This window comes from Natronosporangium hydrolyticum (assembly GCF_016925615.1).
Taxonomy (GTDB): domain Bacteria; phylum Actinomycetota; class Actinomycetes; order Mycobacteriales; family Micromonosporaceae; genus Natronosporangium; species Natronosporangium hydrolyticum.
Genome location: NZ_CP070499.1, coordinates 3,860,195 through 3,883,587, shown reverse-complemented (window position 1 = coordinate 3,883,587; position 23,393 = coordinate 3,860,195). Strand labels below are relative to the sequence as shown.

The following is a 23,393-nucleotide window of genomic DNA, read 5'->3' as shown; positions in this document are numbered from 1 at the left end:
CGCTCTGTGCCGGCGGTTGTTGCCGACGTATGCCAGAGTGGCGGAGGAGGCGTGAAACGGCGGTGAGCCGGATGTGTGATCGGTGTGAAGTTTGACCGGTGGTGGGGCGGGCTACAACTCCAGCTGCACCGTGCGTGGTCCGACGTTGACGCTCTCGACCAGCATGTGGGCGCCGAAGACGCCGGTGGCCACGGTCGCGCCGCGGGCGCGGAGTTCGGCCACGAACGCGTCCACCAGCGGCTCGGCGACCGGCCCCGGGGCGGCGGCGGACCAGCTCGGCCGGCGGCCCTTGCGGGCGTCACCGTAGAGCGTGAACTGGCTCACCACCAGCACCGGCGCCGCCAGGTCCGAGGCCGACCGCTGATCGTCCAGAATGCGCAGTTCGTAGACCTTCCGCGCCATCGCCGCCGCGATGTCGCTGTCGTCGGAGTGGGTCACTCCCAGCAGCACCAGCAGCCCGTCCCCGATCGCGCCGACCACCTCGTCGTCGACGGTGACGCTCGCCCGGCTCACCGTCTGGACCACTGCCCGCATCGCTACCCGCCCATCATGTCTGCCAGCACCGCCCGCGCCACCAGAAAGTAGATGACCAGCCCGGTAGCGTCCACTGTGGTGGTGATGAACGGGGCGCTGACCACCGCCGGATCGATCCCGATCCGCTTGGCCAGCATCGGCATCAACGCCCCGGCGCTCGCCGCCAGGGTGCAGATGCCGATCAGACTCAGCGCCAGCACCGAGGCGACCCGGGCGGCATCGGCCCACTCCTCGCCGCGCAGCGCCAGGAACGCGGTGCCGGCGGCGAACGCGACCACCGCCAGCATCGCGCCGAGCAGCACCCCGACCCGGGCCTCCCGGGCGAGCACCTGCCCCAGATCCCGGAATCTGACCTCGCCGACCGCGATCGCCCGGGTGACGGTGGTGGCGGCCTGGGCCCCGGCGTTGCCGCCGGTGCCGATCAGCAGCGGCACGAACAGCGCGAGCACCACCACCGCCTCCAGCTCCGCCTCGAAGGTGTTGAGCACCAACACCGTCAGCGCGGCGGCGCCCATCAACACCAGCAGCCACATCGCCCGGGTACGCGCAATCTGGAGCACGCCGGCGACCAGGTACGGGCGCCGCAGTGGCTCCGCGCCACCGGCGCGCGCCGCGTCCTCGGTGTCGGCGCCCTCCAACACCTCCATCGCGTCGTCGACGGTGAAGACGCCGACCAGCCGGTCCTCGGCGTCGACCACCGGCAACGCCAGCAGGTCGGCCTCTTGCAGCAGCCGGGCCGCGGTCTCCCGGTCAGTGAGCGCGCTGGCGGAGATGGGTTCACTCATCAGCTGCGAGACCGGGGTCTGCGGGTCGGCCAGCACCACCTGCCGCAGGCTGGTCATGCCGAGCAGGGTGCGGTCCGGGCCGATCACCGGTAGCGAGTACACCGTCTCGGCGGCGCCGCCGACCGCCCGTACCCGGTCCAGCGCTTCGCCGGCGGTCATGGACTGCCGGAGGGCGACGTACTCCGGGCTCATCATCCGACCGACCGCCTCGGCCGGGTAGCCGAGCAGCCCGGTGGTCAGCCGGCGCTCGTGCGGGCTCAGGTCGGCGAGCAGCTTGTTGACCACCTTCGCCGGCAACTCGTCAAGCAGCTCCACCCGGTCGTCCGGGTCGAGGTTGGCCAGCAGCTCCCGGACCGCCTCGTCCCGCAACCCGTTCAGCAGGTCCTTCTGCACCGGTGGGTCGAGCGCCTCGAAGACCGCCAGCGCCAGGTCCTTCGGCAGTAGCCGGAAGGCGACCGCCCGCTGCTGGTCGTCGAGGCGGGTCAGCTCGGCGGCGAGGTCGAATGGCCGGGTCTGGGTGAGGTCGCGGCGGATCGCGTCCCACGCCCCCTCCCGCAGCAGCCGCTCCAGATCTTCCATGCCGCCAATCTGCCAGATCGCGACTGCGGCGCTCCGGCGCCGGTCCGGCCGGCCGGTCTGGCAGGCTGGCGGGTATGGCTACCGTGTATCTGGCTACCGAGCCGGACGCCGACGAGTTGCTGGCGCAGGACCCGTTGGCGTTGTTGTTGGGCATGCTGCTGGACCAGCAGGTGCCGATGGAGTGGGCCTTCGTGGCGCCCTACCGGCTGGCGCAGCGGCTCGGGGTGACCCGGCTCGACGCTGCGGCGATCGCCGAGCACGACCCCGAGGGGTTGATTGAGATTTTTGCCACACCTCCCTCGCTGCACCGGTTCCCGAAGGCGATGGCCGAGCGTACCCAGCGGTTGTGTCAGACATTGGTGGCAGACTATGCCGGTGACCCGGCGGCGGTGTGGCAGGGCGCCGAGAGCGGCGCGGCGCTGATCAAACGACTGACTGGATTGCCGGGTTTCGGGCCCCAGAAGGCGAAAATCTTCGCGGCGCTGCTCGGTAAACAGTTCGCGGTACGGCCGCCGGGGTGGCGCGAGGCCGCGGGCCCGTACGGTGAGGATGGGGTCTTCCGGTCGGCGGCGGACATCACCGACGCCGAGAGTCTGGCTCAGGTCCGGGACTACAAGAAGCAACAAAAGGCCGCCGCGAAGGCGGGGTAGTCAGCCCGCGGTGGCAGGATAGGAGCCGTGAAGCGCCGAGACGACCGGCCGACCCTGATCACCAACGCGGCGCGCAGTCAAGAAGACCAACTGCGCACCCGTGAGTTCCGCTATGTCGTGCTCATGACCTTCCGGGTGCTCTGCCTGGTCGCGGCCGCGGTGGTGGCCGCCGCGCAGCCGCCACTGTGGTGGCTGTGGCTGGCGTTGTGCGCCGCCGGGATGGCCTTCCTGCCATGGATCGCGGTGGTGTTGGCCAATGGCCCGCTGCCGAAGGAGAAGCATCGGCTGCGCGGGTTCCGGCTGGGATCGCGGCGGTCACTGCCGCCGGCTCCGGCGGACACCCGCCCGGTCCGTACCGTCGATCATGAGTAGCGGAGCGGTAATCGGACAGTTGATCAAAACTGTGTCCTAATCGTATTGAAGTTGCGTCTCTTCTCTTTTCTGGGCATTCTTGAGCCGTGACTGATGTCGGAGAGGTTTCGACGACTAGATCCAGATTGCGGGTGGCGCGCCGAGTCGTCGGAGTGGTGTTCCTCGCGGCGGGGATCGTCGCGGCGGTGTTGTTCGGGCTCGGCGCCTGGAACCCATGGCGGTCGGTGCTGTTGGAGTATCAGTTCGGCAATCCGATGCTCGGCCTGTTGGTGGTGCCGACGCTGCTGCTGGTCGGGTCGTGGCTGGGCCTGCCGATCCGCAACGAGACCCGGCAGCGTGGCCGGATCGCCCTGCGCTGGGTCTCCGGCGCGGTGGCGTTCGTGGGGCTCTTCGGCTGGGGGGTGTTCGGCGACCACTTCACCTTCGAGGCCGAGGAGCTGGCCCGCTCCGCCGACGGCGAGTTCGCCGCTGCCCTGGTCCGGGACCGCGACACCACCCCCACCCTGACCGTGCACATCTGGCAGGGGTCAGGCCTGGCGGCGCGCGAGGTCGGGGAGGTCGGGCGGGTGTGCGGCGCGGTCTCCGCCGAGTTCCTGGCGGCCGACCGGTTGCTGCTGAGCACCAGTTACGGCGACTGGGAGATCACACTCGACCCGGCGGACGGCTCACCCCAGCAGGTGCTGGGCGACGGCTGCGGTGACGGTCCGGAGCCGGTCGGATGACCACCGCTAACCGGGTAGTCTCGTTGTCCGTTCTGCTCCCGACCTGCCACACTAGGGGCATGACGACGCCAACGATGCCCGACACCGATATCACTCGCGAAGAGAGCGTCGACTATCGGTTCGACGCCGGCGATCAAGAGCGCTTCTCGCATTATGTGCCAAAGGGGAAGCTGATGGCCGCGATGATCGAGGGCACCCCGGTGCGGGCGTTGTGTGGCAAGCTGTGGGTTCCCTCCCGGGACCCGCAGCGGTTCCCGGTCTGCCCGCAGTGCAAGGAGATCCACGAGTCGCTGCCGGATGAGTAGGGTCGACCGCCTGGCGGTCGACCCGGAGTCCTGTGGCCCGCTGCGGGCGTGGCAGCGGCGCGCGCTGGTGGAGTATTTGCGCCGCCGCAAGACCGACTTCCTCGCGGTGGCGACACCGGGCGCCGGTAAGACCACCTTCGCGCTACGGATCGCGGCGGAGCTGCTCGCTGACCGGACGGTCTCGGCCGTGACCGTGGTGGCCCCCACCGAGCACCTGAAACACCAGTGGGCGGCGGCCGCGGCCCGGGTCGGCATCCAGCTCGACGCCTCGTTCCGGAACTCCGACGTCCACTCGACCGCCGACTTCCACGGTGCGGTGCTCACCTACGCACAGGTGGGGGCAGCGCCGCAGGTGCACCGGCGGCGGACCCTCGCCCGCCCCACCCTGGTCATCCTGGACGAGATCCACCACGCCGGCGACTCCCGCAGCTGGGGCGACGGGGTCGCCAACGCCTTCGAGCCCGCGACCCGCCGGCTGCTGCTGACCGGCACCCCGTTCCGTTCCGACGCCAACCCGATCCCGTTCGTGAGCTACGAGCCGGAAGGGGAGTCGCTGCTGCGCTCCCGCGCCGACTCCTCCTACGGGTACGCCGAGGCGCTCACCGACGGCGTGGTCCGGCCGGTGATCTTCCTGGCCTACTCCGGCGAGACCCGGTGGCGCACCAGCGCGGGCGACGAGCTCGCGGCGCGGCTCGGGGAGCCGATGACCAAAGACGTGGTGGCAGCCGCCTGGCGGACCGCGCTCGACCCGGCCGGTCAGTGGATGCCGCAGGTGCTGCGGGCCGCGGACGCCCGGCTGCGGGTGCTGCGGGAGGGCGGGATGCCCGACGCCGCCGGCCTGGTCATCGCCTCCGACCAGACCGCCGCCCGGGCATACGGCCGGCTGCTCACCCAGATGACCGGCGAGCCGGCGACGGTGGTGGTCTCCGACGACGACGACGCCTCGGAGAAGATCGCCGCCTTCACCCACTCGCAGCAGCGGTGGCTGGTCGCGGTCCGGATGGTCTCCGAGGGGGTGGACATCCCCCGGCTGGCGGTCGGGGTCTACGCCACCAGCGCGGCCACACCGCTCTACTTCGCGCAGGCGGTGGGCCGGTTCGTCCGGGCCCGGCGCCCGGGGGAGACCAGCACCATCTTCCTGCCCAGCGTGCCGGTGCTGCTGAGCCTCGCCGCTGAGCTGGAGGCGCAGCGTGACCACGTGCTGGGCAAGGCGAAGGACGACCCGGACGGGCTCGACGACGCGGCCCTGGAACGCGCTCAACAGAGCGAGCGGGCCACCGACGAGCTGGCCCGCCAATTCGAGGCGGTCTCGGCCACCGCCGAACTCCACCAGGTGATCTACGACGGCGCGTCGTTCGGTGCGCCGGTGGTCGCCGGCACCCCGGAGGAGCAGGAGTACCTCGGCCTACCCGGGCTACTCACCCCGGAGCAGGTGTCGCAGCTGCTGCAGCGGCGGCAGGCGGAGCAGCGGGCGGCCCAACCGCCGGCCAGCACCACCACGACCACGGTCGAGCGGCCGGCGGAGCCGGATCTAACCTCCGGCCAGCGGCGGATCGCGCTGCGGCGGCAGCTCAACGGGCTGGTCGCGGCCCACCATCACCGGACCGGCCTACCCCACGGGAAGATCCACGCGGAGCTGCGGCGGCGCTGTGGCGGCCCGCCGAGCGCGCAAGCGACGATCGCCCAGCTCGAAGAGCGGATTGCCGCGATCCGGAGCCTCTAGGCCGGCCGATCCGCCTAGCCTGGCCGGCCGCCTAGCTTGGCCGATCATGAGCCTGTTGACAGACTCGCCGGGCGTGTCGGCTAACAGGCTCATGATCGACCCGGCAGGGCCCGGGGCCGGCCCGGGCCGGGCACTGCCGGGCCGGGTGGACGGGTATGAAAAACGGCGGTACGGCGACCCCGTGGGGCTGCCGTACCGCCGTCATGTCCATGACGACCGGCGGAGGTCAGGAGAGTAGCTCTTCCCCCCGCCAGGTGAAGTCTGGGTCGGTCGCATACCGAACGGTGATCTTTACTAGGTCATCCGCGTAGCGGTTGGCATGGTGCCCGCAGAACACCAGCTCCCGGTCGCCGGTGATGGTGATCCGGAGCTTGCCGGCCGCATTACACCGGTCGCACCGGTCATCCGCTCCCAGCGGAGCCAGTGTCTCCGGAGGCGGTGTGAGGGTCGTGGTCATCGCGATCCTCCTCTGATCGTCACCGGCTTCGCACTGTCCATACATCGTCCAACATACCCGGCAGCCATTGCCTTCCCGGCCCGCCGGCGGGGGACCAAGGTCACACCAGTCTGCCCGACATCGCGCATCTCCCGTCAACGCTGCCCAGCGGAGGCCCGCTGAACCGGACTGATCGGGTGACGAATACTACCCGAAACCAGCCGGTGCGGGTGACCGTTCGGTCCCCCGGAGCTGGGCCGGCCCATCGGATCAGTCCAGGTAGTCGCGGAGCACCTGGGATCGGGACGGGTGGCGCAGCTTCGACATGGTCTTGGATTCGATCTGCCGGATCCGTTCCCGGGTCACACCGTAGACCTGGCCGATCTCGTCCAGGGTGCGGGGCTGGCCGTCGGTGAGGCCGAACCGTAGCCGAACCACCCCCGCCTCCCGCTCCGAGAGCGTCTGTAGCACCTGCTGCAGCTGGTCCTGGAGGAGGGAGAAGGAGACCGCGTCGACCGCGACCACCGCCTCGGAATCCTCGATGAAGTCGCCGAGTTGGCTGTCGCCCTCGTCGCCGATGGTCTGGTCCAACGAGATCGGTTCCCGAGCGTACTGCTGGATCTCCAGCACCTTCTCGGGGCTGATGTCCATCTCCTTGGCGAGCTCCTCAGGGGTGGGCTCGCGGCCCAGGTCCTGCAGCAGCTCCCGCTGGATCCGGCCCAGCTTGTTGATCACCTCGACCATGTGCACCGGGATCCGGATGGTGCGGGCCTGGTCGGCCATGGCGCGGGTGATCGCCTGCCGGATCCACCAGGTGGCGTAGGTGGAGAATTTGTAGCCCTTGGTGTAGTCGAACTTCTCGACCGCCCGGATCAGGCCCAGGTTGCCCTCCTGGATCAGGTCGAGGAAGGCCATGCCGCGGCCGGTATACCGTTTCGCCAGCGACACCACCAGTCGAAGGTTGGCTTCGAGGAGGTGGTTCTTGGCCCGGTCGCCGTCGCGGGTGATCCAGAGCAGGTCCCGGCGCATCGGGGTGGCGAGCTCCTCGCCCTCTTCTTCGACCAGCCGTAGCCGCTCGGTGGCGTAGAGCCCGGCCTCGATCCGTTTGGCGAGCTCCACCTCCTGCTCGGCGTTGAGCAGCGGCACCTTTCCGATCTGCTTGAGGTACGCGCGGACCGAGTCGGCGCTGGCGGTGAGCTCGGCGTCCCGGCGGGCCTGCTTGAGCGCCTCCGACTCCTCGTCGTCCCAGTCGAAGTCGTCGTCGGCCTCGGCGTCGGCCTTCGCCTTGGCCGCCATCCCGACGGGCTCTTCGAGCACCACATCGTCGACCGCGGCGGCGAGGGCGGCGGCCTCCTCCTCGTTCAGGGAGATCCCGGCACCGGGGGGAGACTGGCCATCGACGGGTGGGTCGCCGGGGGTGGCCTGCGCCGGCGCTGTGGCCGGGGCGGCGTCCGCCGTGGTCGCCTTGGTCGACTTGCGGGTGGTCTTCACCGGCTTGGGGGCTGGCTCGCTGGCGGCCGGCCGCACCGGCGGGCTGGGGGGCTGCTGGTTCGCCGCCGCACCCGCGGCCGGGGTGGCCGCTTTGGCGGTGCGGGCGGTGGTCGCTTTCGACGCGGACGTAGCGGACCGGGCGGCGACCGCGCGTCGCCGAGTGCTCACAGAACCGTCCACCACGACCGTTACCCCGGCGTCAGAGAGTGCCCGGAGCACCTTCTTGGCCTGCATCGGAGTCACCGCTGCCGACTCGACCGCGTGGGCGACCTCGGCGGAGGCGATCCGACCGCCGGCTTGCTGCGCCTGTGCGATCAGAGTGTGGGTGAGCGAGCGTACGTCGGCGCCGGTCTGGCGGGCTTCTGACACGGACGACCTTCCGGAGGCAACGATTCGGTTACGTACGATCATGGCACACCAGCCATCGCACAATGGTCGACAACCTGGGCCGGTGCGCGATAGCGGCGTAAACGTTGAAATTGTAGCGCTGTCCTCGCCGGCCATCGTAGCTCGCGCGCCGGCAGGAGCGAGTGAGTCGGCGGCGACGATGGGTGGATGACGATGAACGAGGACCGGGCGACCCCGGCGCAGCTGCTGGCCATCGCCGAAGCGGTGGTCGCCCCGGCGGCCGCACAGGTCGCGGAGTTGCGGGCGGGGGCGGCCCGCGAGGTATCGACGAAGAGTACTGAGACAGACGTCGTGACCGCCGCCGACCGGGCGGTCGAGCGGCAGCTCGTGGCGGAGCTGCGCCGCCGCCGGCCCACCGACGCGGTCTTCGGCGAGGAGTACGGCGCCGGCGGCGACCCGGCCGGCGCCGGTGGATCGGGGGTGCGGTGGCTGCTCGATCCGATCGACGGAACCGTCAACTACCTCTATGGGATCCCCTGGTACGCGGTCTCGATCGCCGCCGAGGTCGACGGCGAGGTGGTGGCTGGAGTGGTCCGGAACGCCGCGACCGGTGACCAGTGGTCGGCGTCGGCCGGCCACGGCGCCTGGCGGGAGGGGCGGCGGCTGCGGGGGTCTACCGAGACCCGGCTCGGCCACGCGCTGGTGGCGACCGGGTTCGGCTATCAGCCGGCCCGTCGGGCGTACCAGGCGGAGGTGTTGGCGCGGCTGCTGCCGCAGGTGCGCGACGTACGCCGGCTGGGGGCGGCGGCGCTGGACCTGTGCCTGGCGGCCGAGGGGACGGTGGACGTCTTCTACGAGCGCGGGCTGCAGCCCTGGGACCACGCGGCGGGCGGACTGATCGCGGCCGAGGCGGGGCTGACCGTCGCCGGCCTGGACGGGGCGCCGGGAGACGGGGAGATGTTCATCGCGGCCCCGCCAGCGCTCTTCGGCCCGTTGCACGACCGGCTCCGCGAGTTGGCGGCGGCGGCCGGGCCCTGAGCGCGGGCCCGGACCCGGCGGTGGCTAGGTGGCGACGCAGGTGCCCGGCGGCGGCACCGGGCTGCCGAGGGCGGCGATCGAGAGCCGTACCTCGGTCGGGGTGGCGAGCTGCCGGTAGCCGTTGCCGAGGACCACGTCGACGACGTCGTCCTCCCGTTCCAGGTCGAACTCGAAGGTGGCGGTGTTGAGGAAGTACGCCTGCAGCACGTGCGCCGCGCCCACCGCTTGTGGGCCGTAGCGCAGCACCGCCACCCCGGCGCCGTCGGTGTCGCGTGGGTCCTCGCCCTGCTCGACCACCTCGAAGTCTCGGTTGGCGAACGCTTCACCGACCTGCGAGGCGAGCCCGGACTGGTCGGTGGCGTTGTAGACGTTGATCCGGATCTCGCGGGGGTCGGCGAGCTCCAGGTTCGCCACCACCCCGTCGTCCGGGCAGCTGGTGTGGTCGGCGGTCACCAACCCGTCGTCCCGGGTCAGCGCCACGAGCACCGCGATCAGCGCCCCCAGGACCAGGACCGCGATGATCGCCAGCGCTCGTACCCGCGCAAAAGTCAACATGGTGGGCAGCTCCCCGGGACGGTAGTCTTCGTGCAGAACAGCGGCGACGACCAGCATGAGCGGTTCGTGGTCGGTGCGGGCTGTCAGTCAATTATGCCGGTGCGGTCGCGGGTGTTGGTGGCGAACCGGTCGCTGGCTGCCGGTTGACCGGGTGCGGGCTGCGCTGGCGGGACCAGTGACAACCTCCGGCGCGCCGCGCCGTGCCGTTTGCGCGTGTGCCCGCTACTCTCGTCGCGAGTCCAGCGAGGCACTCAAAGTGATGCAATTCACAAGATTGCGCATCGTGCTGGGCGGATGCACCGGTATTGTGCGAGCCCGGTAACGTACCCGGCTCGACAGGGCCGTTTCGGGGAACGAGCCGCCGCGATCAGGTGTTATCACAGGGACGTCGCGCAGCCGACCGGCTGCCGCGGCAGGACGGGACAACGTACGGGAGTGTGACGAGTCCGATGGCCACCGACTACGACGCGCCGCGTCGCGACGACGCGGAAATCGGGGAGGACAGCCTCGAAGAATTGAAAGCGCGGCGGGTCGATACGCAGTCCGCGACTGTCGACGTGGACGAGGCGGACGCCGCCGAGAGTTTCGAGCTGCCCGGCGCCGACCTGGCAGAGCTCGCCGATGAGGACGCGCCGGTTCGCGTGCTGCCCATGCAGGGCGACGAGTTCCGGTGTTCCCGCTGCTTCCTGGTGCATCACCGGAGCCAGCTGGCCCGGGAGCAGCAGGGGGAGCTGATCTGCCGGGAGTGCGCATAAACGCCGCCCGCGGCGGTGTGTGGACCTGCCCGAGCCGGACGGCAGCGCCGCCCCCGGCTGGGCACGGTCAGCGTGACAAGGCGGCGGCCAGCGCGGCTGGTCGCCGGGAACTGATCAACCAGTAGGGCGTCGGATCCGCCGGGTCGTCCAGCACCACCTGGACCGCCCCCGGCAGCCACGGTCGCTGCACCACGAAGGCGAGCGGGTCCGCGCCCGGGCCGAGCAGCTCCTGCCGGCCGGTGGCGTCCAGCGGGATCGCCTGCGAGACATAGCGCACCGGCAACCGGGCATCGTCGACCAGCAGTTCGTCGTCGACCACCGCCACCCGCACCCGGCCCAACCACCACAGGCCGGCGATGGTGCCACCGATCAGCATTACCGGGGCCGCGTAGCCGATCGGGCCGGCGACCGGGCCCCAGACGAATGGGCTGGCGAGCACCGCCGCGATCGCAATCGCGGGCAGCCACCAACGCCACGGCACGCGGAGCCGCTCCTGATACCCGATAGTGCCGGTCGGCTGGGCCATGCTGGTGAGGGTACGGTAACGACTCGGAGGTGGATACGTTGGCCGAGCCGGTCCGGGTGGCGCTGCGTGCGCTCGCCCCTGATCTTCCGCTGCCCAGGTACGCCCATCCGGGCGACGCGGGCGCGGATCTGGTCGCCGCCTGCGACGTGGAGCTGGCGCCAGGGCAGCGGGCCACCGTGCCGACCGGGGTGGCGCTGGCGCTGCCGCCAGGATATGTCGGGCTGGTCCATCCGCGGAGCGGGCTGGCGGCCCGGCTCGGGGTGACGGTGCTGAACGCGCCGGGGACGGTCGACGCCGGCTACCGCGGCGAGATCATGGTGATTCTGATCAACCATGATCGTGAGCAGCCGGTCAAGATCTCCCGGGGCGACCGAATCGCCCAGCTTGTGGTGCAGCGGGTGGAGCAGGCAGACTTTCAGCTCGTCGCGGAGCTTCCGGACTCGCGCCGCGGCAGCGACGGCCACGGCTCGACCGGTGGCCACGCCAGCCTGGGCGAGTAGCGCTCCGCGGTGAGCGACATGGTGATGGGCGAGGAGATGTCTGATGTTTTCGCGAGGTAGCCGCAGCCAGGGCCGGCATGCCCGGGACGGTAAGGCCGGGCGGGGGCGGGCCGAGCCGCCAGCCGCCGAGTCGACAACTGAGCCGAGCGGTGAGCCGGGTAGCGAGCTGGGCGGCGCCACCGCGCCGCCGGCCGCTGGTCCCTACGACAGCGCGGAGGCGCCCGAGGACGGTCGGCTGCTGGATCTCGGCAGCCTCAGGATTCCCTCGGTGTCGGGGGTCGAGGTGCGGGTGCAGGCCAACAAGGAGGGCGTCGTCCAGCAGGTCTTCCTGGTGCACGGCGAATCCATGCTGCAGTTGGGCGTCTTCGCCGCACCGCGTACCGAGCAGATCTGGGACGAGGTCCGGGCGGAGATCAAACAGACGCTCGCCAAAGACGGGGTCGCCGCGGAGGAGTTCGCTGGCGACTACGGCACCGAGTTGACCGCCCGGGTCCGCACCCAGCAGGGGCCCAAGGATCTCCGGTTCGTCGGGGTGAGCGGCCCCCGCTGGCTGGTGCGGGCGGTCTATCAGGGGCCTGCCGCGGTCGATCCGGCCGCGGCCGCACCGCTGGTGCAGTGCCTGCGGGGGCTGGTGGTCGATCGGGGCAGCGACGCCCGGCCGGCGAAGGAGCCGCTGCCGCTGCGGTTGACCGAGGAGATGGCCGCGCAGGTGCAGAGCCGGGCGGCCGCGAACGCGGGGGCCGCCCCCGGCACCACCGGCGGCGGGGCCGGGGCGGCCCCGAACGGCGCCGCCGCGAGCCGCCGGTCGGCGGCGGGCCCGCCCCCCGGCTGACGGGCCGATCATGGCAGGCCAGGTACGCACGGGTTCCCGCTGGCGGCGACTGCTCGGCCGGTGGGCCGCCAGCGACGAGCAGCGCGACGCGGAACAGCTCCGCTCCGACTCGGTGCGTTCCGGATGCGCATTCGCCGGTGAGGTGAACCGCGGCGACCTGGTCGTGGTGACCGGTCGGCTGCGGACGGTGGTCTACACCCCGCGCACCAACCTGCCCACGCTGGAGGCCGAACTCTACGACGGCAGCGGCACCGTGACCCTGGTCTGGCTGGGGCGACGCCGGATCGTCGGAGTGGAGCCGGGGCGGACGGTGACCGTGCGGGGACGGGTCGCGCAGCGAGCAGGCCGATGCGTGATTTACAACCCGTACTATGAACTCGTGCCCGGCTGTTGACGTGCGGCCCAGGGCTCCCCGGACGGAAGGCGATGGCGTGACGGTTGACGAGCGGAAGTCCCGGCCGGCCGGAGACGACCCGGCACAGTTGCCGAGCTTCCCCGAGCAGCTCTCCACGCAGCTGGGCGGCTGGCGGGGGATGGTCGAGTCGGCGATCCCGATCACCATCTTCGTCGTCGCGAACCTGATCTGGGGCCTGCAGCCCGCCCTGATCGGCTCGATCGGGGTGGCGGTGGTGATCGCGGTGGTGCGGCTGGCGCAGCGCCGGCCGATAAGATACGCGGTCAACGGCCTGTTCGGTATCGCGCTCGGCGCGGTCATCGCGTGGCGCAGCGGCGAGGCCCGTGACTTCTACCTGCCCGGGATTCTGGTCAGCTACGGGTACGCCGCCGGCATGCTGCTGTCGGTCGCGATCCGGCACCCGCTGGTCGGGTGGCTGTGGTCGGTGCTTTTCACCCAGGGGCGCTCCGACTGGCGCAAGGACCGGGTGCTCATGCGAACCTTCATCTGGCTGACTCTGCTCTGGGCCGCAGTCTGGATCGTGAAGGTCAGCATCCAGGCGGCGCTCTACCTCGCCAATGAAGAGCACCTGCTGGGGATCGCCCGGCTGCTCCTCGGCGCACCGCCGTACGCCCTGCTCTTGGTCTTCACGATCTGGGTGGTCCGGCGGGTGCAGCGCCGGCAAGCCGAGTCAGCGTCCGAGTCCGAGCCCGAGTCCGGCTCGCCGGGCCTGGCCGCCGCTGGCTAGTCCGCCGCTGGCTAATCCTCCGGGATCCGTTCGAAGTCCGGGACGTCCCTGGTGCGCGGGGCGCGGACCATCCGGTCGGTCGGCCCCTTGCGGGAGCTGGAGGCGAGCTGCCACGGCACGCTGGTGACCATCACCCCCGACTCGAAGTGCAGCCGCCCCTTGAGCCGCAGCGCGCTCTGGTTGTGCAGCAGGTTCTCCCACCAGCGCCCCACCACGTACTCCGGGATGAAGACGGTGACCACGTCCCGGGGTGATTCCCGGCGGATCGACTTCACGTACTCGATGATCGGGCGGGTGATCTCGCGGTACGGCGAGTCGATGACGGTCAGCGGCACCTCCAGGCCGCGCCCTTCCCACTCGGCCATCAGCATCCGGGTGTCGTCCGGATCGACCCGGACGGTTACCGCGGTCAACGTGTCGGGCCGGGTCGCCCGGGCGTAGGCGAGCGCCCGCATCGTCGGCATGTGTACCTTGCTGACCAGCACCACCGCGTGGTTGCGGGCGGGCAGCACCGGCTTGATGTCGGTAGGGGTCAGCTCCCGTGCCACCGTGTCGTAGTGGCTTCGGATCGCCCGCATCAGCAGGTACAGGATCGCCATCACCGCAATCGAGATCCAGGCCCCGCGGTTGAACTTCGCCACCAGCACCACCACCAGCACCGCCCCGGTCAACGAGGCGCCGAACGCCTGCAACGCCCGGGCCCGCTGGTAGTGGCGGCGGGTCGCCGGGTCGCGCTCGTCGCGCAGCAGCCGGGTCCAGTGCCGCACCATCCCGGCCTGGGAGAGGGTGAACGCGGTGAAGACCCCGACGATGTAGAGGTGGATCAACGAGACCACGTCAGCTCGGAAAGCCAGCACCAGCAGGCCAGCGCCCGCCCCGAGCAGCAGGATGCCGTTGGAGAAGGCCAGCCGGTCGCCGCGGGTGTGCAGCTGCCGAGGCAGGTAGCGGTCGGAGGCGAGGCGGGCCCCCAGCAACGGGAATCCGTCGAAGGTTGTGTTCGCGGCGAAGAAGAGCACCAGCGCGGTGGCGGCCACCACCAGCATCGCGACCACCGGGGCGTGGCCGAAGATGGTCTCCGCGAGCTGCGCGGTCACCGGCGGCTGGACGTAGTCGTCGCTGGCGCCGGTGATCTGGCCGCTGGGGTCCTCGACGTACTGCAGCCCGGTGAGCCGGGCCAGCGTGACGATGGCCGCCAGCAACAGGATCGAGATGATCCCGACCGTGAGCATAGCCAGCGCGGCGTTGCGGGGCTTCGGGGCTTTGAAGGCGGGGACCTGATTGGCCAGTGTCTGCATCCCGGTGAGCGTCACCGAGCCGGAGGCGAACGCCCGCAGTAGGAGGAAGATCAGCGCGACGCCGGCCACCCCGCCGCCGGTGGCCAGCCCGGCTACCTCCAGGTCGGCGCTGGGGGCCGCGAGGTCGTCGCCGCGGCCGAGGATGCGCCACAACCCCCACCCCACCAGGGCGACCATCCCAGCGAGGAAAGCGTAGGTGGGGATGGCGAAGAGCACCTGGTGCTGGCGTACTCCCCGCAGGTTGATCGCGACCAGTAGCGCCACCGCGGCCAGCGCGAAGGCGGTCCGGTGGGAGGTGACCACCGGGACGATCGCCCCGAGGTGGTCGATGGCGGCCGCGACCGATACGGCGACGGTCAGCATGTAGTCGACGAACAGGGCGCTGGCGACGGTGAGGCCCCCCACCGGGCCGAGGTTGGTGGCGGCGACCTCGTAGTCGCCGCCGCCGGACGGGTATGCCCGCACCGTCTGCCGGTAGCTCGCCACCACCACGACCAACACCAGCGCCACCCCGGCCGCCACCCACGGGGCGTAGACGAACGCGGCGGCGCCACCGGCCGAGAGCGCCATCAGCATCTGCGCCGGCGCGTACGCCGCGCTGGAGAGCGGGTCGGCGGCGAAGACCGGCAGCGCCACCCGTTTCGGTAGCGAGGTCGGCTCGGTGGGGGACTGGTCGGAGCGGAAGGGGCGACCGACGACGAGCCGCTTCAGGAGGGAGGTGGAGCTGGCCACAACGGGTAAGCGTAACGACGACCGCAAACCGGCCTGCGGTACGGTGCACCTCGTGCACTACGTCATCATGGGGTGTGGTCGCGTGGGGTCCACCCTGGCGATGCACCTGGCGGAGCGGGGCCATAGCGTGGCGGTGATCGATCACAACCCGGACGCCTTCCGGCGGCTCTCGCCCGACTTCGACGGCCGGACCATCGCCGGCATGGGCTTCGACCATGGCGTGCTGATCGAGGCCGGGGCGGAGCGGGCGGACGGGTTCGCGGCGGTCTCCAGCGGCGACAACTCCAACATCATCTCGGCCCGGCTGGCCCGGGAGACCTTCGGCGTCAACAAGGTCGTGGCGCGGATCTACGACGCCAAGCGGGCCGAGGTCTATGAGCGGCTCGGCATCCCCACGGTGGCGACGGTCAGGTGGACCTCGGACCGGATCATGCGGCACCTGGCGCCGGAGGGGCCGGCGGAGCTGTGGCGGGATCCGACCGGCCTGGTGGCGATCCTCGACGTGGTGGTGCACCAAGCGTGGGTCGGCCGGTCGCTGGCCGAGTTGGAGCAGGCCACCGGCGCGCGAGTGGCGTACCTGATGCGGTTCGGGATCGGCACCCTGACCACCCCGACCACCGTCATCCAAGACGGGGATCAGATCTTCTTCCTGGTCACCGACGAGATCGTGGAGCAGGTGGCGGCGGTGGCCGGCGACGCTCCGAAGGGTCAGTGAGATGCGGGTCGCGATCGCGGGCGCCGGCAACGTGGGTCGGTCCATCGCCCAGGAGCTGGTGGACAACGGCCATCAGGTGATGCTGATCGAGCGGTACCCGCGGATGCTGCGCCCGGAGCGGGTGCCCGGGGCGGAGTGGGTGCTGGCAGACGCCTGCGAGCTGTCCAGCCTGCACGAGGCGCGGCTACAGCACTGCGACGTGGTGGTGGCGGCGACCGGCGACGACAAGGTCAACCTGGTGGTGTCGCTGCTAGCGAAGACCGAGTTCGCGGTGCCGCGGGTGGTGGCCCGGGTCAACCGAGCCGAAAATGAGTGGCTCTTCACCGAGCAGTGGGGCGTGGACGTGCCGGTCAGCAAGCCGCGGATGATGGCGGCGCTGGTCGAGGAGGCGGTCACCGTCGGTGACCTGGTGCGGCTGATGACCTTCCGGCAGGGCGAGGCGAACCTGGTGGAGATCACCCTGCCGGAGAATGTCGAGTTCGTGGGGCAACCGTTGCGGCAGGTGCCGCTACCGCGCGACGTTGCGCTGGTGGCGATCGTGCGGGGCAAGCGGGTGCTGGTGCCGAGCCCGGACGACACCCTGGAGGCCGGCGACGAGCTGGTCTTCGTCTGCACCGCGGAGATGGAGCCGCAGGTCCGCGAGGTGCTGCTCGGTTGAGGACGGGCTCGGTCGGGTGGCTGTGCCACATGCGGCGCGGGTGATGGATGGGCGGGGTTAGACTCGGCGGTCATGAGTGAAGCCGAGGGCGCCGGGCAAGCCGGCGGAGCGGGCGGTCTGCTGCCCACCATCGCCGGGCCATCGGATCTGCGCGCGCTGACCGCCGAGCAGCTGGCGGCGCTCGCCGCCGAGATCCGCGAGTTCATGGTGGCCAAGGTCTCGCGCACCGGCGGCCACCTGGGGCCGAATCTGGGGGTGGTGGAGCTCACCCTGGCGCTGCACCGGGTCTTCGATTCGCCGCACGACAGTGTGCTCTTCGACACCGGCCACCAGTCGTACGTCCACAAGTTGGTGACCGGCCGGCAGGACGGCTTCGACCGGCTCCGGCAACGGGGCGGGTTGACCGGCTACCCGAGCCAGGCCGAGAGCGAGCACGACCTGGTGGAGAATTCCCACGCCTCCACCGCCCTGTCGTACGCCGATGGCCTGGCCAAGGCGTACGCGCTGCGGGGGCAGCGGCGGCACGTGGTGGCGGTGGTCGGCGACGGCGCCCTGACCGGTGGCATGTGCTGGGAGGCGCTGAACAACATCGCCGCCGCCCGCAACCCGTTGGTGATCGTGGTCAACGACAACGGTCGCTCCTACGCCCCCACCATCGGCGGGCTCGCCGACCACCTCGCGACGCTGCGGCTCAACCCCGGCTACGAGAAGGTGCTCGACCTGGCTAGGGAGGCGCTGGAGCACACCCCACTGGTGGGTCGGCCGCTCTACGAGGCGCTGCACGCGGTCAAGAAGGGGGTCAAGGACGCGGTCGCCCCGCAGGCGATGTTCGAGGATCTCGGCATCAAATATGTGGGCCCGGTCGACGGCCATGACCTGGCCGCGGTCGAGTCGGCGTTGGAGCGGGCAAAGGGCTTCGGCGGGCCGGTGATCGTGCACGCGGTGACCCGCAAGGGCTACGGCTACCAGCCGGCCGAGGACGACCTCGAGGACTGTTTCCACTCGCCGAGCGCGTTCGATGTCGAGACCGGCCGGCCGGTCGGCGGGCCGGGCCAGAAGTGGACCCAGGTCTTCGCCGAGGAGCTGATCGCGGTCGCCGATGAGCGGCCGGACGTGGTCGGGATCACCGCCGCGATGCCCGGGCCGACCGGCATGGCGAAGCTCGCCGCGAAACACCCGGATCGGGTCTACGACGTCGGCATCGCCGAACAACACGCGGTCACCTCCGCGGCCGGGCTGGCGATGGGGGGCCTGCACCCGGTGGTGGCGATCTACGCCACCTTCCTCAACCGCGCCTTCGACCAGCTGCTGCTCGATGTCGCCATGCACCGGCTGCCGGTGACGTTCGTGCTGGACCGGGCCGGGATCACCGGGCCGGACGGGCCTAGCCACTACGGCATCTGGGACCTGTCGATCCTGGGCGTGGTGCCGGGGCTGCGGCTCGCCGCGCCCCGCGACGCCGAGACGCTGCGCCAGCAGCTGCGGGAAGCGGTGGCGGTGACCGACGGGCCGACCGTGGTCCGATTCCCGACCGGGACGGTCCCGGCCGAGCTGCCGGCGCTGCGCCGGGTCGGTCCCGTCGACATTCTGGCGGAGGGCGAGTCCCGCGACGTCCTGCTGGTCGCGGTCGGCGCCTTCGGGCACCTGGGGGTCACGGTCGCCGAGCAGTTGGCGGCCCGCGGGATCGGGGTGACCGTGGTGGATCCGCGGTGGGTGCGCCCGATCCCTGCTGAGCTGACCGCGCTCGCAGCCGAGCACCGCCTGGTGGTGACCGTGGAGGACGGAGTCCGCGCGGGCGGGATCGGGGACGCGTTCGCGGCGGCGCTGCGGGACGCCGACGTCACCACCCCGCTGCGGGACCTGGGGGTGGAGCGAGGGTGGCATCCGCACGGCAGCCGCACCGAGCTGCTCGCCGACCTGGGCCTGACCGCCCCCGAGGTCGCCGACCGGGTTGCCGGCTGGCTGCCCGCCAGCTGAGCTGACTGCCCCGACCTCGGCCGGCGGCGGCAACCGGTGCGGTGCTCGCTGCATACCGTGGCGTCGCTGCGGGTAGGGGACTGCGGGTAAGCACATGCGCAGAATTTGGGGGTAGCGCTATGGCTGACCGGCTGGCACAACTTCCGGTGGCGTTTCTGGCCGCGGGTGAGGGCACCGAGCGGGTGGAGCTCACCGAACCGTGGGAGGCGGTGCGCGCCGAGGGGGGTCGTCCGGTACTCATCTCGACCAAACCCGGTGAGGTGACGCTCTTCAACCATCTCGACGCCGACGGCAGCTGGCCGGTCGACACCACCGTTGACCAGGCCCGGGTGACCGAGTACGCCGGCCTGGTGCTGCCCGGCGGGGTGGCCAACCCCGACCAGCTCCGGATGGATGCCCGGGCGGTCGGATTCGTCCGCAGCGTGGTCGACAGCGGTCGGCCGGTGGCGGTGATCTGCCACGGGCCGTGGACCCTGGTCGAGGCGGACGTGTTGCGGGGGCGGACCCTCACCTCGTACCCGAGCCTGCGTACCGACATCATCAACGCCGGCGGCACCTGGGTGGACGAAGAGGTCATGGTCGACGACCACGGACCGAACGTGATCATCAGCAGCCGTAACCCGGACGATCTGCCCGCCTTCTGCTCGACGTTGGTCGAGCAGTTCAGCCGGCAGGCCGCCGGTACCCGGTAGCGGCGGCCTGCCGGCCGCCCTTCCCGTACGGAGTCGGTTATGGACAGACCACGCATCGTGGTAGTCGGCGGTGGCTTCGGTGGGTTCCACGCCGCCCGGCGATTGCGCCAGCGGCTGGGCCGGGTCGCGGAGATCACCATCATCAGCACCACCAACTACTTTCTCTACCTGCCGCTGCTGCCGCAGATCGCGGGCGGGGTGCTGGACCCGCGTCGGGTCGCGGTGTCGCTGACCAGCCGACTGCCCGGGGTCCGGCTGGTGCCGGGGGAGGTGCAGAGCGTCGACTTCGAGCGTCGGCGGCTGCGGTATGTAGACATCGAGGAACGGCACCGGGAGCTCGGCTACGACCAGTTGGTGCTCGCGACCGGCAGCATCCACAAGCTGTTGCCGGTCCCGGGGGCGGCCGAGCATGCGCACGGTTTCCGAGGGGTGCCGGAGGCGCTGTACCTGCGGGACGAGCTGATCCGGCAGATGGAGCTGGCCGGGGCCAGCGCCGACCCGGCCGAGCGGGCCGCGCGTACCACCTTCGTGGTGGTGGGGGCGGGCTACACCGGTACCGAGGTGGCCGCACATGGTCAGCTGCTGACCCGGGCGGTCGCCAAGCGGCATCCGGGTCTGCGGGAGCTGACGCCGCGCTGGTTGCTGGTCGACATCGCCGACCGGATCCTGCCGGAGCTGGACGAACGGTTGGCCCGGACCGCGACCCGGGTGCTGGCCCGCCGGGGGGTCGAGATCCGGACCGAAACCTCGGTCACCGAGGCGACCGAGGCCGGGCTGGTGCTCTCCGACGGCGAGCAGGTCCCGACCCGTACCCTCGCCTGGTGCGTCGGGGTCCGGCCGGACCCGCTGGTGGAGGCGCTGGGGCTCGCCACCGAGCAGGGGCGGGTGGTGGTCGACGAGTACCTCACCGTCCCCGGCCGGCCGGAGGTCTCGGCGGTCGGCGACACGGCCGCGGTGCCCGACCTCACCCGACCCGGGAAGATCACCCCGATGACCGCCCAGCATGCGGTGCGCCAGGGCAGGCAGGTGGCGAACAACATCGCCGCCGACTATGGGCGGGGGGTCCGTAAGCCGTACCGGCACCACGACCGTGGCTTCGTAGTGGATCTGGGCGGGATCCAGGCGGCGGCCAACCCGTTCGGGGCGGCGTTGGGCGGCCCGCTGGCGGCGCTGGTGACGCACGGCTACCACCTCTACTCGATCCCGGCGAACCGGCTGCGGATCGCGTTGGATTGGCTGTTGGCGGGCCTGATGCGGCGGCAGACCGTCCAGCTGGGGCTGGTCCACGGCCATGACGTTCCACTAGAGACAGCCTCGCCGGAGCTGGCCACCCACCGGCACCGGTAACTGCCGTGGTGAACCCGGTGGAGACCGCCGACGCGGTGGTCGTCGGCGCCGGCCCGAACGGGCTGGTCGCGGCCAACCTGCTCGCCGACGCCGGCTGGGAGGTCCTGGTCCTGGAGGCGGCCGCGACGCCGGGGGGTGCCGCCCGCTCCGCCGAACTCGCCGCCCCAGGGTTCCTGACCGAGCTGGGCAGCGCCTTCCACCCGCTGGGGGTGGCCTCACCGGTGTTGCGGCGGCTGGACCTGGCGGCGGAGGGGCTGCGCTGGCGCCACGCCCCGGCGGTGCTCGGGCACGGCTTCGCCGACGGTCGGGCGGTGGTGCAGTACCGGGACCCGGCGACCACCGCCGAGTCGGTTGGCCGGTTCGCCGCCGCCGACGCCGACCGGTGGCTGGCCGCCTATCAGCGGTGGCGCTCGATCAGCCCACGGCTGCTCGACGCGCTCTTCACCCCCTTCCCGCCGGTACGGGCGGGTGGCTCGCTGCTTCGGCAGGTGGGTGCCGGCGACGCGCTGCGGTTGACCCGGCAACTGCTGCTGTCGGCGCGCCGGCTCGGTGAGGAGTTGTTCGACGGCGAGGGGGCCCGGGCGCTGCTCGCCGGCTGCGCGCTGCACACCGATCTGACGCTTTCGGAGCCGGGCGGCGGCGGGTACGGCTGGCTGCTCGCGATGCTCGGCCAGGAGTACGGGTTTCCGGTGCCCGCTGGCGGCGCGCAGCGCCTCACCGCCGCGCTGACCGGCCGGCTGCGGTCGCGGGGCGGCCGGTTGCTGTGCGGGGTTTCGGTGGACCGGATCGCCGTCGCCGGTGGTCGGGCGCTCGGCGTCCGGTCGGCCACCGGCGAGTGGTGGCGGGCCCGGCGCGCGGTGGTGGCCGATGTACCGGCGCCGGTGCTCTACGCCGACCTGGTGGGCTGGGAGAAGCTGCCAGCGCGGTTGCGGGCGGATCTGGCCGGGTTCCAGTGGGACCAGCCCACACTCAAGATCGACTGGGCGTTGACCGCGCCGGTGCCGTGGCGGGCCCCGGAGCTGTCCGCCGCGGGGGTGGTCCACCTGGGTGGCGGCCTCGATGACCTGAGTCGGTACGCGGCGAGCCTCGCCCGCGGCGAACCGCCGGCGACCCCCTTCTTGGTGGCGGGGCAGCTGACCACCGCCGACCCGGCGCGGTCACCGGCCGGTACCGAGTCGTTCTGGTGCTACACGCATCTGCCGCGGGCGGCCGCCCGCGGTTCGTCGGCAGGGGGTTCGTCGGCCGCGGGTTCGTCGGCCGCGGGTGAGCTGGTGCGCGAGCAGTTGGCGCGGGTGGAGGCGCTGCTTGAGCAGCAGGCGCCGGGCTTCGGCCGGCTGGTGGCGGGCCGCCAGGTGTCGGGCCCGGCGGAGCTGGCCCGACAGAATCCGAGCCTGGTCGGCGGCGCGCTCGGCGGCGGTACCGCGGCGCTCTACCAGCAGCTGGTGCTGCGGCCGGTGCCGGGTCTGGGCCGGTCGGACACCCCGATCGACCGGTTGTACCTGGCGAGCAGCTCCGCCCATCCGGGGCCCGGGGTGCATGGCGGGCCGGGAGCGAACGCCGCGCGGGCGGCGTTGGCGCGCAGCCGGCCCGGTGTGGGTGCCCTGTACGGCGCTGGAGTGCGCGCCGCCCACCGCACCCTCTACCCCCGCTAACCCCGGCACCCCCGGAAGCCGGCCGATCATGGACCTAGGTACCTGTTGAATCGTTTTCCCAGCCCCTTAAGTACATGATCGGCCGGCTTCTGGTGGGTGGGGGGTCAGTGGGGTGGGGCGTCGGGGCCGACCACGGCCACCGGGCATTCGGAGTGGTGGACCAGCGCCTGGCTCACCGAACCCAGCAGCAGCCCGCGGAAGCCGCCGATACCGCGGGCGCCGACCACCACCAGCCGGGCGTTCCGAGACGCGGCCACGAGCGTCTCGTGGGTGGCCTGGCCACGGCGTACCACCGGGGTGACCGACAGCTCCGGGTGGCGCTCGGTCAACTCGACGACCAGCTCGGTGACGCTTTCGGGGACCGCTGGTGGCGGCTCCCCGGCCTGCGCCTGCGCGGGCGCCCAACCGGGGTCGTGCGGCCAGGCGTAGAGCACCGTCAGCGACGCCCCGTACCAGACCGCGGTCTCCGCGGCGAACTCGGCCGCCCGGTGGGAACCATCGGAGCCGTCCACCCCGACGACTACCGGTCCGGCCGCCGTGGCCGAACCCCGGACCACGATCACCGGGCAGGTGGCATGGTTGACCACCTGGATGCTGACCGACCCGACCAGGAGTTCGGTGAAGCCGCCTAGTCCGCGGTGCCCCAGCACCAGCAGGCTTGCGTGATGCGAGGCGTCGGTGAGCACCTCCGCCGGGGCGCCATCGTGGCGTCGACTGATCATGGCAAGGGCAGGGTGCCGGCGCCGGACTCGCTCGGCCGCCTCGTGCAGCAACTCTTCGGCGCGTTCCCGCAGCGCCGGTTCGGTGAGATCCGCCGACGGCCCCACCGGCGGCAGGTCTGGTGGCGCACCGCCGACGCTCGCCAGCACCGGCGGGTTGAAGGCGTGCACCACTTCCAACGGCGCCCGGCGCAGCGCCGCCTCGTCCGCGGCGAGGTCGACCGCGGCGAGGCTAGGGTCAGAACCGTCGACACCGACGATCACGGGCCGGCGCGCGGGGGTCTTCGAGGTTTCCGCTACATCGTCCACGCCG

General features: G+C 71.6%; 25 protein-coding genes. 17 read left to right on the top strand and 8 right to left on the bottom strand.

The features are described from left to right. Positions 1-111 precede the first annotated feature (111 nt). Positions 112-534 (bottom strand): D-aminoacyl-tRNA deacylase, encoded by a 423-nt coding sequence (gene dtd / locus JQS43_RS17395; protein WP_239675452.1) that lies wholly within the window; start codon positions 532-534, stop codon positions 112-114. Positions 535-536: 2 nt separating this feature from the next. Next, positions 537-1,898 carry a magnesium transporter gene (mgtE, locus tag JQS43_RS17390; RefSeq protein ID WP_239675451.1) on the bottom strand — a complete coding sequence of 454 codons (1,362 nt, stop codon included), beginning with the start codon at positions 1,896-1,898 and terminating at the stop codon, positions 537-539. 74 nt (positions 1,899-1,972) lie between these two features. On the opposite strand from mgtE, the gene JQS43_RS17385 reads away from it, so the two are divergent. The 5 genes from JQS43_RS17385 (at position 1,973) to JQS43_RS17365 (ending at position 5,670) form a co-directional block, all read left to right on the top strand. Then, a complete protein-coding gene (locus JQS43_RS17385; RefSeq protein ID WP_239675450.1) occupies positions 1,973-2,548 on the top strand; it encodes an HhH-GPD-type base excision DNA repair protein in 576 nt (191 codons plus the stop codon). 27 nt (positions 2,549-2,575) lie between these two features. Continuing rightward, entirely contained in the window at positions 2,576-2,920 is a 345-nt protein-coding gene (locus tag JQS43_RS17380; RefSeq protein WP_239675449.1) for a DUF3099 domain-containing protein, read from the top strand. Positions 2,921-3,006: 86 nt separating this feature from the next. Continuing rightward, complete coding sequence (locus tag JQS43_RS17375) at positions 3,007-3,642, top strand: hypothetical protein (protein WP_239675448.1); 636 nt, start codon at positions 3,007-3,009, stop codon at positions 3,640-3,642. Positions 3,643-3,701: 59 nt separating this feature from the next. Then, the gene (locus tag JQS43_RS17370; protein ID WP_239675447.1) at positions 3,702-3,947 is read left to right on the top strand and encodes a DUF3039 domain-containing protein; all 246 of its coding nucleotides are present in this window, start codon (positions 3,702-3,704) and stop codon (positions 3,945-3,947) included. Further along, complete coding sequence (locus JQS43_RS17365) at positions 3,940-5,670, top strand: DEAD/DEAH box helicase (RefSeq protein ID WP_239675446.1); 1,731 nt, start codon at positions 3,940-3,942, stop codon at positions 5,668-5,670. The genes JQS43_RS17370 and JQS43_RS17365 overlap by 8 nt, the downstream gene beginning before the upstream one ends. A gap of 226 nt (positions 5,671-5,896) precedes the next feature. Here the strand turns inward: JQS43_RS17365 and JQS43_RS17360 are convergent, their stop codons facing one another. Next, positions 5,897-6,127: a DUF7455 domain-containing protein gene (locus tag JQS43_RS17360; protein WP_239675445.1), complete on the bottom strand. Its 231-nt coding sequence runs from the start codon at positions 6,125-6,127 to the stop codon at positions 5,897-5,899. A gap of 249 nt (positions 6,128-6,376) precedes the next feature. Then, positions 6,377-7,966 carry an RNA polymerase sigma factor gene (locus JQS43_RS17355; protein WP_239675444.1) on the bottom strand — a complete coding sequence of 530 codons (1,590 nt, stop codon included), beginning with the start codon at positions 7,964-7,966 and terminating at the stop codon, positions 6,377-6,379. Positions 7,967-8,158: 192 nt separating this feature from the next. On the opposite strand from JQS43_RS17355, the gene JQS43_RS17350 reads away from it, so the two are divergent. Next, positions 8,159-8,983, top strand: a complete 825-nt coding sequence (locus JQS43_RS17350) for an inositol monophosphatase family protein (RefSeq protein ID WP_420847709.1) — start codon at positions 8,159-8,161, stop codon at positions 8,981-8,983. A 24-nt stretch (positions 8,984-9,007) separates the two neighbouring features. Here JQS43_RS17350 and JQS43_RS17345 read toward each other — a convergent pair whose 3' ends face one another. Next, the gene (locus tag JQS43_RS17345; protein ID WP_239675442.1) at positions 9,008-9,595 is read right to left on the bottom strand and encodes a LytR C-terminal domain-containing protein; all 588 of its coding nucleotides are present in this window, start codon (positions 9,593-9,595) and stop codon (positions 9,008-9,010) included. A gap of 392 nt (positions 9,596-9,987) precedes the next feature. On the opposite strand from JQS43_RS17345, the gene JQS43_RS17340 reads away from it, so the two are divergent. Beyond that, a complete protein-coding gene (locus tag JQS43_RS17340) occupies positions 9,988-10,293 on the top strand; it encodes a DUF4193 domain-containing protein (RefSeq protein ID WP_239679473.1) in 306 nt (101 codons plus the stop codon). Positions 10,294-10,360: 67 nt separating this feature from the next. On the opposite strand, the gene JQS43_RS17335 is transcribed toward JQS43_RS17340, so the two are convergent. After that, a complete protein-coding gene (locus JQS43_RS17335) occupies positions 10,361-10,819 on the bottom strand; it encodes a DUF3093 domain-containing protein (RefSeq protein ID WP_239675441.1) in 459 nt (152 codons plus the stop codon). Between the two features lie 29 nt (positions 10,820-10,848). On the opposite strand from JQS43_RS17335, the gene dut reads away from it, so the two are divergent. From dut to JQS43_RS17315, 4 genes are read left to right on the top strand one after another with little or no spacing between them, the layout of a single operon-like run. Then, on the top strand, positions 10,849-11,319 hold the full coding sequence (gene dut / locus JQS43_RS17330; protein ID WP_420847593.1) for a dUTP diphosphatase: 471 nt from the start codon (positions 10,849-10,851) through the stop codon (positions 11,317-11,319). Between the two features lie 40 nt (positions 11,320-11,359). Beyond that, complete coding sequence (locus JQS43_RS17325; RefSeq protein WP_239679471.1) at positions 11,360-12,151, top strand: DUF3710 domain-containing protein; 792 nt, start codon at positions 11,360-11,362, stop codon at positions 12,149-12,151. Between the two features lie 10 nt (positions 12,152-12,161). Continuing rightward, positions 12,162-12,545: an OB-fold nucleic acid binding domain-containing protein gene (locus JQS43_RS17320; protein WP_239675440.1), complete on the top strand. Its 384-nt coding sequence runs from the start codon at positions 12,162-12,164 to the stop codon at positions 12,543-12,545. 37 nt (positions 12,546-12,582) lie between these two features. After that, on the top strand, positions 12,583-13,293 hold the full coding sequence (locus tag JQS43_RS17315; protein WP_239675439.1) for a DUF3159 domain-containing protein: 711 nt from the start codon (positions 12,583-12,585) through the stop codon (positions 13,291-13,293). Between the two features lie 11 nt (positions 13,294-13,304). Here JQS43_RS17315 and JQS43_RS17310 read toward each other — a convergent pair whose 3' ends face one another. After that, the gene (locus JQS43_RS17310; protein ID WP_239675438.1) at positions 13,305-15,320 is read right to left on the bottom strand and encodes an APC family permease; all 2,016 of its coding nucleotides are present in this window, start codon (positions 15,318-15,320) and stop codon (positions 13,305-13,307) included. Positions 15,321-15,372: 52 nt separating this feature from the next. Here JQS43_RS17310 and JQS43_RS17305 point away from each other — a divergent pair, with 52 nt between their 5' ends. From JQS43_RS17305 to JQS43_RS17280, 6 genes are all read left to right on the top strand, one after another. Next, positions 15,373-16,035, top strand: a complete 663-nt coding sequence (locus JQS43_RS17305) for a potassium channel family protein (protein WP_239679470.1) — start codon at positions 15,373-15,375, stop codon at positions 16,033-16,035. A gap of 1 nt (position 16,036) precedes the next feature. After that, entirely contained in the window at positions 16,037-16,693 is a 657-nt protein-coding gene (locus JQS43_RS17300) for a potassium channel family protein (protein ID WP_239675437.1), read from the top strand. A 72-nt stretch (positions 16,694-16,765) separates the two neighbouring features. Further along, complete coding sequence (gene dxs / locus JQS43_RS17295; protein ID WP_239675436.1) at positions 16,766-18,670, top strand: 1-deoxy-D-xylulose-5-phosphate synthase; 1,905 nt, start codon at positions 16,766-16,768, stop codon at positions 18,668-18,670. Positions 18,671-18,789: 119 nt separating this feature from the next. Continuing rightward, complete coding sequence (locus JQS43_RS17290; protein ID WP_239675435.1) at positions 18,790-19,362, top strand: type 1 glutamine amidotransferase domain-containing protein; 573 nt, start codon at positions 18,790-18,792, stop codon at positions 19,360-19,362. Between the two features lie 39 nt (positions 19,363-19,401). Continuing rightward, positions 19,402-20,709, top strand: coding sequence for an NAD(P)/FAD-dependent oxidoreductase (locus tag JQS43_RS17285; protein ID WP_239675434.1), 1,308 nt, complete (start codon positions 19,402-19,404; stop codon positions 20,707-20,709). An 8-nt stretch (positions 20,710-20,717) separates the two neighbouring features. Continuing rightward, positions 20,718-22,361, top strand: coding sequence for a phytoene desaturase family protein (locus JQS43_RS17280; RefSeq protein ID WP_420847708.1), 1,644 nt, complete (start codon positions 20,718-20,720; stop codon positions 22,359-22,361). 104 nt (positions 22,362-22,465) lie between these two features. Here the strand turns inward: JQS43_RS17280 and JQS43_RS17275 are convergent, their stop codons facing one another. Next, positions 22,466-23,389, bottom strand: coding sequence for a universal stress protein (locus JQS43_RS17275; protein WP_239675432.1), 924 nt, complete (start codon positions 23,387-23,389; stop codon positions 22,466-22,468). Positions 23,390-23,393 lie beyond the last annotated feature (4 nt).